1 protein-coding gene is annotated in these 13,232 nt (G+C 40.6%); it reads right to left on the reverse strand.

Annotated features, from left to right (window positions below; all coding sequences use genetic code 11):
- Positions 1 to 13,221, reverse strand: coding sequence for an SDR family NAD(P)-dependent oxidoreductase (locus tag EDD58_RS10990; protein ID WP_131925540.1), 13,221 nt, complete (start codon positions 13,219 to 13,221; stop codon positions 1 to 3).
- Positions 13,222 to 13,232 lie beyond the last annotated feature (11 nt).

Below are 13,232 nucleotides of genomic sequence, written 5' to 3' on the forward strand. Positions count from 1 at the left end.
CTATTTTTTCCCTTCTAGCATTTTTTGTACTTTCTCAAAATCCAATTTTCCTTGCGTAAATTGTTCCATCATTTCAATGATTGAAGAATCAGTGTTGTCATTTAGCTGATTCAATAGCGTTTCCGGTCTGCTCATCCCAACAATCTCTTGCCTATTTGCCTCATTGACCTTGAACGCTAGATAAGTGGCTAAGGCTTGAATCGTTCGATATTCCAATGTTTCGCGTCCTGTAATTTCGACATCAAGGTATTCTTCTAAATGACGATAAAGTTTTCTGCCTACGATTGAATCCAACCCATAGTCTTGGAGTTTTCTTTTCACATTCATTTGTTCGGGTGCAAGATTAAGTTCCTTAGATAAAAATTGTACGATATACCCCTCAATCATTTCTTTCGTTCTATTTTCAGATGTATCTTCATACTTTTGTTGCTCTTCCGTCATTTGATGAATGGTATCCAATCTGTGATGTTTCTCTTTGCTTTCCTTAATCCAGTAACGTTCTCTGCTAAACGGATAGGTCGGCAAAGGAACTCGGCGAACCTCCATGCCCTCATGAAGCATTTCCCATGAAACATGTCCACCATTCACCCAATATTGAGCAACTTTATCAAAACTCTTTTCTTTTAATAATACCTGCAGGATTGTTTCACCTGAAATCCCAGATAGTAAGCTTCCATTATTTGAATCATCTTCTACCCAGTCACCTGTAAATATCGGCACAGAGGTTATTAAATCTTGACTCTCTTTCACTGTTTCCAAGTATTCCTTCAATCCTTGAACTAGTTCTTCCCGATTCCTCACTACTATAGCTAACCGACATTCCATGGCTTCCCGACCCACTTGAAGTGTATAGGCAAAGTTTGGTACACAAAGATCCGTTTGCAGTTCTGCATATTCGAGCATTTGTTGGGCATTCATGTGTAACCGGTCTCGGTTTTTAGCTGAAAGAACGATGATTTGTGGAAATGATGAAGAGCAAACATCTCTATATTCTTCTAGCTCAGGGATGTATTCCTCAACGACTGCGTGTGCATTTGTACCACTAATTCCTGTTGAACTAATTGTTCCCATTCGCAACGAGTTATTTTTCGTAATCCAAACTTGATTCTCTTTAGTCAAAGTAAATGGGCTCTCTTTAAAATTGATATATTCATTGTTTACTTCACAGTTATACGTACCTAGAATTGTCTGATCTTTCATTGCCATCAGCATGCTCATTAAACTAACCACACCTGAAGCTGCAAATGTATGTCCAATTAACGGTTTGATTGAGCCAATCGTACAAAATTGCTTTTTGTCTGTATATTTTCTGAACACACTAGTTAATGCCTGAACTTCTAAAGGATCTCCTAATTTTGAACCTGTACTGTGAGCCATCACGTACTGAATATCCATGGGGTTTATTTTGTATTTATCATAAATACCCTCAATCAATTCAGCTTGGCTTAAAGGATTCGGGGATGTGATTCCGTTGGTTCTGCCATCATAATTGACCCCACTTGCTTTAATACATCCATAAATATGATCTTGATCTGAAATGGCTTTTGATAATGGTTTTAACAGTACCGCTGCTACTGCTTCACCTGGCACTAAACCATTGGCACGCTGATCAAACACTCTGCACTTCCCATCCGGGGACAGCATATCCGCTTTACTTAATGCTGCATATGACAGATGAGAAATGTTCAAGCTAACGCCTCCAACCAAAGCCATCTCACAATCCCCTTGTCGTAATGCCTGACAAGCCTGATGAATAGCTACAAGACCTGAGGAACATGCTGCTGTCAAAGCTAAGTTTGGACCTTTTAAATCCAAAGCGTATGCGATCCGTGCAGCTAATGTAGCATTTTGACTCCCATTAATTTGCATGTTTTCCCCGGCTAAAAAGGCATATTCACCTTCTTCTACACCAACGTAAACACCACAAGACTTCCCTTTAATCCGCTCTCCCATATATCCTGCGTCCTCAAATGTATGCCATGCTTCCTCTAAAAATATTCTTTGTCTTGGGTCCATGTTTTCGGCTTCTTTGGGGGAGATTTGAAAAAACAACGGATCAAATCGATCAATATCCTTCAGAAATCCGCCCCATTTTGAATTTGTTTTTCCAGGCTCTCGATGAGGATCTCCATCATATTCTTTCCAATCCCAACGTTCCGTAGGAATTTCTGAAATGCAATTTCTACCATTCTTCAAATGATCCCAAAGCTCATGAATCGTATCTGCTTGAGGGAATCGTCCACTCATTCCGATCACTGCAATAGGTTCCACAATAGTTGAATCAATGCTTTTCGTTGAAAGCTTAGGTTTTCCTAATCGCTTTTTGGTTGTCTTTGGGACAGCAGGAACACTAGGCAAAATAGCTTGTTCAATAACGCCTTCTCGATAAAATTCCTGGATTTTCTCTCGATGATCCGTCATAAAATAGTGGATCAGTTTTCTTAGATTCGAATATCCAAAAAACAGAGCAGGAGTTATTTCTATTTCATAATGTTTGGTTAACAAGACTGCAAATTCTGCTAAATGAATAGAATCAAATCCGAAATCTGCCCAGTTTTTATCTAGCTCTAACTTGTCCTTAGAAATTTTGAGCAGTTTATTGATATGATCTTTCAGATCCCACTCCAAACATTGCTCCACACTCCATCCTTCCATCTCGGCCCGTCTTCCTTTACCTGGAGGGATTGACATGATCGGAAGGGGTGTAGAAGTCGAAGTTTCAGTTAACCCTAAAAAGCGGTAAGCACGATCATGTTCTCCAACCAACACCAAATGCTGTGAATTGTTTTGAGATAAAATCCGTTCAAATATATCGATCCCCTCTTCAGTTTCTAAAAAGCGCTGACCACTAGATTTAAGATACATTTGAGTCGTCTCTGGATCTCCAACTTCCATACCACCATCTTCCCACACAGGCCAATTAATCACGATGGTCTTACCTTGGTGAGGCTGTTCATTCCTGTAATGGGCATATGCCATCTGAAAACGATTTCCAATCGCATAATCACAAGTACCAAAATCCCCTAGAATTGCTGAAGATGAAGAAAAATAACAGACAAAATCAAGGGGTTCCTCTTGGAGCAATTCATCTAGAACCCGAGTTCCATTGATTTTCGATCCAATCACTTTTTCAAAGCTTTGCATATCTTTTTCAAAAATACTTTGTTGGTTCTGTATACCTGCCGCATGAATGACACCATGAATCACTCCAAAGCGCTCTTTGATATGACCCAAAGCTTCTTTCATAGAGATCAGATCACAAACATCAGCCTGTACATACATCACTTGGCTTCCTAATCTTTCTAGTTCTTGAATCTGATTTTGTCTTTCCCTATTGATTGGAGATCGACCTGTAAGAATCAAATTAGCTGAATATTGTTTGGCTAAATGCTGGGCAAACAAAGATCCAAGCCCCCCACAGCCTCCTGTAATCAAGTAGGTTCCTTTTAATTTCAATATATTTTTGCCTGTTTGTATGGTAGTTGGCTCAATTTTGTACACATATCGTTTCTTTTCTTGATACAAAACACTTGGAGCTGTTTGAACCTGTAGTTCCGCCCAAAGTTTTTGCAACCAATCTTTCATCACATCGTTTCGATGGTGCATGCTCACCGATTGATAGACTCCTGACACCTTTGTATTCGGTAAAACAAGCCCTAATGAGCGCTCAAAACCAATCCATGATTCCAAGTAAGAACGATCCAATCCATGATCAAATTGACCTGCTAATAACAATCGATGGGGTTTCATTTTTGCGGACATAATAGATTGTAGAACATACACAATACATGAATAATCCTGAATACAACTTGGATCCTCAAGTGCCCACAAATAGAGCATGCCATCAATTTGACCATGCTCTTCTTGAATACCTTTAAAAGCCTCCACATAGGTACTTGGCTCATGGCGTACAAGACAATAGCCATATGGAGATTCTTTTTTATATGTGGTACCTTGAGAAATAAAAATAACCTTGGTTTGTTGATCAAGGTCTTGTACAGCTTCAACCACCACTTTTTGATTTTCTGGATCAGATAGGAAACATACTAGCGTTTTGATTTTAGTTTCAGAAGAATTCGGTTGTAATGCTTCTTCTCTCCATGATTCTGAAAACGTCATCAACTCGAAAGGTTCACTCGTTTTCCTGTTTTGATCATGCTTTGCATTTAATTGTAAAGAGGATTGAATCCGCCCCTTTACCTTCGATTGAATTTTCCTCTTTAACCGTATAGGTACTCTTCGATTTACCTTCTGCTCCAACTGAGGCATCCAATAGCGTTCTCTTGCAAATGGATACGTGGGAAGACTGATACGAATGGGTTTATTACTTCCATATAATTGGTTCCAGTCAAAGTTTAAACCTTTCACCCAAACATCCAGAAGCTTCTTATATTTCCCTTTACTGATCCAAGCATCAATAATCTTCTCTGTATCTTCATCCGCTACAAAGGCTGCCAAAGTATCCTTGCTCTGTTTGGTCTGACCACGATATAAGCCTTCTACATACTCACGACCAGTAGTAATTTCCTTCAACTTCTCTTCAAGTTCTTTCATAGAGCTCACAACAAAGCCTAGCCGATGCTCCATCGCTTCACGACCCGTCTGGAGTGTATATGCAATCCGTGTGAGATCTGTGTCGCTATACCTCTGTTCACTAATGGCTGTTAATAGACGTTCTACCTGATTCTGAAGTTGCTCTTCATTTTTCGCCGATAGCACAATGATTGCAGATTGTGATTGAACATGATTTTGAATTTCAGTTTTTGGAATATATTCTTCGATAACTAGATGGACATTGGCGCCTCCAGCCCCAAAACTGCTGATTCCTGCTCTCCTTGGCACTTCTAGTCCATCAATCACAGGGCGCTTCCACTCTGCAAGCTCTTGCTGAACGATAAAAGGTGTATTTTTAAAATCAATATTTGGATTTAACACCTCAGAATGTAAAGAAGGCACTAATTGCTGGTGTTTGAGCTGAAACAGTACTTTCGTGACTCCCGCGATCCCTGCTGCACTTTCACAATGACCGATGTTTGATTTCACTGATCCAATCGCACAAAACTGCCGATCCTGGGTATCCTGCTCAAAAGCTTTTGTTAATCCCGAAATTTCAATAGGATCTCCTAAAGCTGTACCCGTTCCATGAGCTTCCAAATAGCTAACTGTTCTTGCAGGTACACCTGCTCTTTGAAGTACCTCTGCAATTAACTGAGACTGAGCATTGGGATTGGGTACTGTATAGCCATTCGTTTTTCCTCCAGCGTTCATCATACTTCCTTTAATGACACCATAAATATGGTCACCATCTGCGATTGCCTGATGAAGAGGCTTTAATACGATCGCTCCTACACCTTCTCCATCTACAAATCCATCTGCTTGATCCCCAAATGACTTACATTTATCACCAGAAGAAAGCATGGTCATTGTGGTTAAATTCAAATAATGGATTGGGTCTACAATCAGATTCACACCACCTGCAATCGCACATTCACTGGTACCACTATATAAACTTTCTAAAGCTAAATGAATAGCCGTCAATGAAGATGAACACGCAGTATCCACAGCCAAACTCGGACCTTGAAAATTAAAAAGATAAGAAACTCTGTTGGCAATAGACCAATATCCATATCCTGTCGGATAATTCTTATTCATCACGCCAGTAAATACACCCACTTTTCTACTTGAACTAAGAGTGGCTGGTGTATATCCTGCATCCTCCATACTGGCATAAGCGGTTTCTAAAAATACTCGTTCTTGGGGATCCATTTTTTCTGCTTCTACAGGGGGGATTTGAAAAAACGAGGGATCAAATTTATCAAAATCCTCGATGAACCCGCCCCATTTCGTATAAATAGATCCTTTTTTTCCTTTCTTTTCATCAAAATATTCTTTCCAATCCCACCGATCCTTGGGAATTTCTGTGATACAATTCTTCCCTTTCTTTAAATGATTCCAAAAATCAACCACTGTATTGGCTTGCGCATAACGTCCTGAAATCCCAATGATGGCAATATCACGTACTCTAGGAAATGATGATGTTGATTCCTCGATGGCTGGATGATCCACCTTAAGATACCGTCTAGATTTTCTAAATGTTAGCCTAGAATCGGTCAGTTCTTTCTCTACCAAAACCTCATTCTGGCTAATCATCTCTTCATCGTTTTGAAGATTTTCTAAACCAATCAGTTTCATTAATGAGTTCTTTTGATTATTGATAAAATATTCCACTAAAGCATCAATGGTATGATATTCAAAAAACAAAGTGCTACTAACGTTATCTAATACTTTCCGCAAAGTATTGGTCAATTGAACAACAATAATTGAATCGATCCCGTAATTTTCTAACGGGTCTGAAGAGTCAATCCTATTCACTGGGATTTTCAGTGTTTCACCAATCAGTTTTGCAAAATATGCTGTGCTTTTCTCTCTTAGCCAATCATCTGTCATGGCTTCTGTTTTCTTGATCTGTTTTTTTTGTCCAAAAGGTTGTACTTTTACTTTCGGATCCATGTCGATGTTTTGTTTCGGAGAAGATATATACTGTTGAATCAATTGCTTTTGTCGAATTACGCCATCACTTTCGGCAACGACGATCTGATGGCTTAGGCTATGATTCTCCTGTGCCGGGAAAAAGACTGAATGGAAACCTTCATTCTCCAATACACTCTTCCAATTTTCCGGATATAATCCCGGACAGCCAGGAATTCGCAACTCGGGATCTTCAACCAACCACCAACCCTCCAAAAGACCAAACGTCAGGTGAGTGAACAGGCTATTGCCAGCCATTTCATTTAATAGGAGACAACCACCGTTTTTCAAAACTGCTTTCGCATTACGCAAAGTTTCACGAATGTTTTTGGTCGCATGCAACACATTGGCTGCAATCACAACGTCATATCCACCAGCCTCAATGCCTTGCCCTGCAATTGGTTCTTCGACATTGAATATTTGATAGGTTACATACGGATTCTCCCAACCATACTCTTTTTCGGCATGCATGAGAAATGCTTTAGAGAGATCTGTATAACAGTATTCTTGGATCTGCACTTGATAAGGCTTCAATCTTCGGAAAACTGTCGCACTTGTCCCACCAGTTCCCGCCCCGATCTCCATGATTCGAATGGGTGTATCAGGGTCCTGTTTCACCCGTTCTTGGATATAGGCAACTAATGTATCTGCAAGCACTTCATTAAAGTAATCTGCAACTTGATTCTGTTTATAAATGCCTTCCACTAATTCCATAGAAGAATTAGGGAACATAATATCAGTTGCAGGCACTTTACCAGTAAGGATATCGGGTAAGGCTTTCAGTGTCGCATCTACTAAAACCACCATCGCTTTCATGTTACGATCTTCCATCCACGAAAGCTTTTTCAACTCCCATTCCTTCCACAGTGTATCCAGATCCAATGAAGTAGGGTCTACTACAGTGTACGAATCACCTTCTAGCTTCAGATAATGATTCTGCACAAGAACTGCTAGACTTTCTTCCAACCACTTACCATATAAAGGTTGTAACCTCTTACTAAAATGCGGACGGCCGATACCTATTTTGTTATCCACAATGAGTCCAAGAGACTGTAGCTGACTTAAAAGGAGCTTATAGAGAAGCTCATTCATTTCTAGATCTTCAGTCAACTTTGTATGTTCACCAGTAAACTGCGTTTTTGGAACATCCAGCTCCATCATTTGTATACAGGAAGAAGGTTCTTTACTATAGATTGCGATCTGTTCGTTTGGATTTAATCCTTCAATGGCAACTGGTTTCGTCGTATTGATCAACGCCATCTGATTGACTGGACCTGAAAGCAGAACCTCCAAAGCCTCCATACCTTCCTGCGGTTGAATCAACCCTAATCCAATCTGATCGATTAGCTGTACAAAGTCTTGATCCTTAGCAACTTCACCATTCCCCCAGTATCCCCAATTCATCACTTTTACAGGACAAGTCCAATGGTTAGAGAGTTGGTAGGCAAAAGCATCCTCAAAAGTACATCCAGAAGCATAGTGACTTTGCTTTACATTTTTAATATAGGCCACGAGAGAGGAGAAAAACATGACAAAATCTAAAGTCTCTTTCTGAAATACTTGAGCCAATCGCACGCTCACATCAATCTTGGCTGCAAGCCCAGCTTTAAATTCTTCCACTTCCATGTTCTCTAAGCTTTGTTCTGTTAGAACCATCGCTGAATGAACAATTCCATCAATCCGTGAGTTGTGCTCTTTGATTTGTTTATAAGCTTGATGTAATGAATTCAAATTGGTGGCATCTGCTTCGATATATTGAGGAGCAGGTCCCAAAGTAGCGAGTCGATCTAGTTTGGATTGGATCTCAGCATTCATTTGACTGCGACCGATCCAGATCATCTGAGCTTGATAGGTGCGAATCATATACTCGCTCCATGCTTCACCGATGTATCCAGCACCGCCAATGACTACATATACTCCTTTGGGTTTGTATAAAGTCTCGCTTGGTGTGGTGTATTGGAATGGAATCAACTGTTGCTGATACCATCGCTGGTTTCGATATGCCCAAGTCTGTCCTTGACGATTTGTAGGTAGTATGAACATTCGATCCAGAGGCCAATGACAACCCTCCTCGAGATCCATGATTCGGATTTTCCAATTCGTATACTCTTTAGCTAAAGTGCCAGCAAATCCATGAACACTCGCATGGATCGGATTGATCTTATCACTTGGGTTAACAGGCTGAGCCTGAGTTGTAATCATACTCCAGCTTATATGCTTGTCCCCATAACCCAACTGGAGAATCGCTTTCAAGATTTTGAAAACCTGAACCACACCTTGGTCTTGTTCTTCAATCAATCGATCATCGGCTAAAGACTCCAATGGATGATCCGGTGCAATCCAAATGACATGATCAATCGTGCCACATGATTGCAGTTTTTGCGTGATCTTCTCTATGTCATCAGTTGATTGTAGTTCCAATACAGAAGCTTTCATAAAATGTTGTTGAACATTCTTTTGCTGCTCTTCTGTTCCTCCTAGAACCACGACGCTTTCTGTTGAAGATCGTAAATTCTGTCCGATCTCTATCGAAATGGGCTCCCATGAAGGGAACAGTCTAGTATTTCCAAATGGTAAATCTACTAAATCTCCATTTTTAACGGTTTCATTTATATTACCATTTGGGAGTTCTCCTTCTAATGCTCTGATGGAAGCTCCCTTCATTCGCACACATATTTTCCCGTTTTCATCACATAAATCAATATCATACTTTCTGATCTTGTCCTTTGCTCTGTGATCTTTACTGGTTCGAATCAGCGACCACATGGTAGGAGTACAAGCACTAAAAATTTCAAGCTCTTGCATAGCAAATGGTAAAGATAATGATGCTTCATTACCAAGTAGGATCCCATCCATAGAACTTACTATTAAACCAATCGATGCATGAAAAGCAGAATCCATCAGACTGGGATGCAACACAAATAGGTCTTGCGAATTCCGTACTGAAGTGGGCAAAGAGATTTTTGCAAGCAGTTGGTCTTCTCCCACATACACTTTCTCAATTCCCTGATATCCTGGACCATAGTCAAGCCCCATCGTCTTAAATGCTGTATAACATTGGTCTGATGTAACGATAGTTTGGTTGCACTCTGCCAATAAAGCTTGAATATCTAAAGTTAAAGTCTCTGAAATGGAACCTAGTACTACACTCCCCTGACTATGAACAAGTTTCGCTTCGTCAACCTCTTCAGATTTGCTATAGACCTCATAAGTAATTTCCCCATGATCCTCGGGATATAGCCCTATATGTACCTCAACCGGCTGGTTCCCGATCACGATTGGACGAATCCAAACGATGTCATTGAGCCTGATCACTTTCTCATTTTCAATAGCTCCTACTGCCTTCTCCACTGCTGCACGAACCATTTCTAGATAGGCGACCCCTGGTAGTATTTTCTTCCCTTTTACTACATGGTCTGAAAGAAAAAACTCTTGCCCTGTAAAGGTAGAACTAAAGCGTTGCTCCGAAAAATCGGAAGTATTCTGGTGCAATAACGGATGAAGGACCTGTGTGTTTGCTTTACTATTTGTTTGAGTGTCAGCCTCTGGGACCCAATAGCGTTCTTTGGCAAATGGATAAGTGGGTAGACTAATTCGCTTCAGCTTATGATCACTGTATAGTCCACTCCAATCCATACTCAACCCTTTAACCCATAATTCCGCAATCTTTTTTAGGTTTCCTTTTTTAAACCATTTATCAATGAGTTCCAAAGCATCTTGATCCGCACTAAAGAAATCAACCATCTCTTTGCCATGCTTGATCTGACCACTCCAACAATCGTTAATCTCTTCTTTGCCTTCTCCAAAGGCTGCTAACTTTTCCATCAACTCTGGGATATCTTTGACTATAAAAGCGACCCTTTCTTCCATCGCTTCACGACCTACTTGCAATGTATAAGCTAACTCAGAAAGATGAATCCCCTCATGAAGAAAAGCAAGCAGTTTGTTCGCATATTCCTGAAGTCGTTCCTTATTGCGAGCAGATAACGGGATGATAACAGGCATCCTAAGTAGTACAGGAGTTTGTTCCTGCACTTCATTAGGAAGATATTCCTCCAAAATGATATGGACATTGGAGCCCGATGCTCCAAACGAACTTAACCCTGCCCGGCGTGGATAACTGACCTCGCAACCATTTTCCATAATCACAGGTTGCTTCCATTCTCCCATTTGCTGTTGTACATAAAAAGGCGATGAGTGTAAATCTAAGTATGGGTTTAACTCCTCAGAATGCAGAGATGGAACCAGTGTTTTATGATGAAGCTGGAGTGCTACTTTGCTCAAACCACTGATGCCAGCTGCTGACTCTGCATGCCCAATGTTGGATTTCACTGAGCCCAGTGAGCAGAATTGTTTATCTGATGTATATTGACGGAATGCTTTCACCAAGCCTTGAATCTCAATCGGATCTCCCAAGGATGTTCCTGTCCCATGGGCTTCCACATAGCTGATCGTTCGTGGATCAATTCCTGTTTTCTCCAAGCAAGTCTCAATTAAATCGGCTTGTGCTACAGGGCTAGGAACTGTCATTCCACTTACCGTTCCCACATGGTTGATTGTGCTCCCTTTGATGACAGCATAGATCTGATCGCCATCCTCCACAGCCTTATGCAAAGGCTTTAACAAGACTGCACCGACGCCTTCGCCGGATACATAACCATCTCCTCCCTTACCGAAGGTACGGCAATAACCATCGGTAGAATGCATATCCCCATAACTAATATATTTATCGGGATTCAAGGACAGATTCACCCCACCTGCCAGCGCAACCTCACATTCACCATGTCGAATGCTTTCTAACGCTAGATGCACAGCAGTCAGTGATGACGAGCATACCGTATCCACTGCCATACTTGGACCATGAAAATTACAATAATACGATACTCGGTTCGCAATTTGTGCATAGTTCAGCGATAAAGGAAAAATATTTTCTCGTGAAAGAGATTCAGCTCCAACCAATGAATAATCTTTGTGCATCACACCAACAAATACACCTACATGTTGTCTTTGATTCCGACCTTGAGTAGCTGTCAATGTCTTGGGAGTATAGCCTGCATCTTCGATCGTCTCCCAGCAAGTTTCCAAAAACAAACGTTCCTGTGGATCCATCGTCTCTGCTTCTCTAGGCGATATGCGAAAGAACTGTGGATCAAAACAATCCGGTGCATCAATAAACCCACCCCATTTGGATATGCTTTTTCCTGAAGGAGAGGTTATCCCTTCAAACCGCTGCCAATCCCAACGAGATGCAGGAATTTCAGTGATACAATCTTTCCCTTCTTTGAGATTGTTCCAAAACTCCTGAATGTTACTTGCCTGGGGATAGCGACCTGCCATACCGATAATGGCAATATCCCCTTCTACTGTCGGCGTAGGGCGCTTAGGAGGAATTCCATTCTTCTGTTTTTGACCATATCCCTCTTCTATTACTTGAGAAATGACTGGATCAACCGCATCTGGAGACATAGAAGAAGTAGCCAAAGCCACTCCTTCTATGTCTAGCTTAGTTGTATTAGTACTAAAATGGGTAGAGTAATTGTCAACAAGATAAGTGGATAGTTCTGCAATCGTTGTATATTCAAATAATAGAGTTGGAGATAGGCTCACGCCGATTTTATTTTCTATGGCCTCTACAACTTGAAGTAAACCAGGTGAATCCAAGCCCATTTCATAGTAACCAACTTGACTTTCGATTTGTTCTTGTGATTTTTGCAGTCGTTCTGCTAATAATTGCCGTAAAAACCGTTCAATTTTGTTGTAAATCGTTTTGTTGATCGGATCCGAAACGTTTGGATGGGAGAAAGAAGATGAATCCACTTTCATTCCTTCGCTTGAATGAATCGTTTGCTGTCGATTCGGATTGATTAGTTCTGCTCCTCGTACTAATTTACTTGCGAAATTTTTCAATTCCGCTATTTTCTTTCCAGATTCATTGAAGAATTCGAATGTCAGATAAATCAGTTCGTTCTCTTGACGTACTGAGGAACTCTGGACCCGAGTGATGCAACGAGTTTGCAAAAGCTCCGAAGCACAAAACGATTCATAGAATAGAGGTAAATATAGTCTTTGTTCCTCCTTCAGAAGCGAAGAAAGCAACAGATTTGATCCAATCCCACTAGCATCCATTAGGGTAGGATGAAACATAAAAACGTCTGCATAGGAGGAAGCATCTGGACCAACAGAAAGATCGATCAAAACACTTTCATCAACATCATAAATCTGCCCGATCGCCTTCATGAAGCCCGTATGCATCAGCTCTTGATGTTGACATTGTTCATAAATCTCATCTAAATCTACAATATTTTTTGCTGATTGTTTCCGAACCTGAAGATTGAGTGTTTCTTCAAATTCTACAGGTTTCCTTTTGAACATTTCAGCAGTCACATATTGTTTTGTACCCTGCGCAACTGCTCCATTTTGTAGCACTTGCCCATCGATCGAAATACGCCATTGACCTTCTTGGCTTTCTCTACACTGAATATTAAGCATAATCTCTTCATTAGGTCCTACAATTAAGGGATGATAAATAGATAAATTTCTAAGTTCAAGCTCATGATAAGAAAAACCATGTTCTCGAAAAATCTGATATATGAGGTCAATGTAAGCCAGACCTGGTAATATGTCTTGTCCGTATGCCTTGTGATTGCATACAATCGGATTTTTAAGGGTAATGCTTAATTGTTCAGTAATCACTCTTCTTACAA

This window comes from Hazenella coriacea, assembly GCF_004341825.1.
GTDB classification, from domain to species: Bacteria; Bacillota; Bacilli; order Thermoactinomycetales; family Thermoactinomycetaceae; genus Hazenella; species Hazenella coriacea.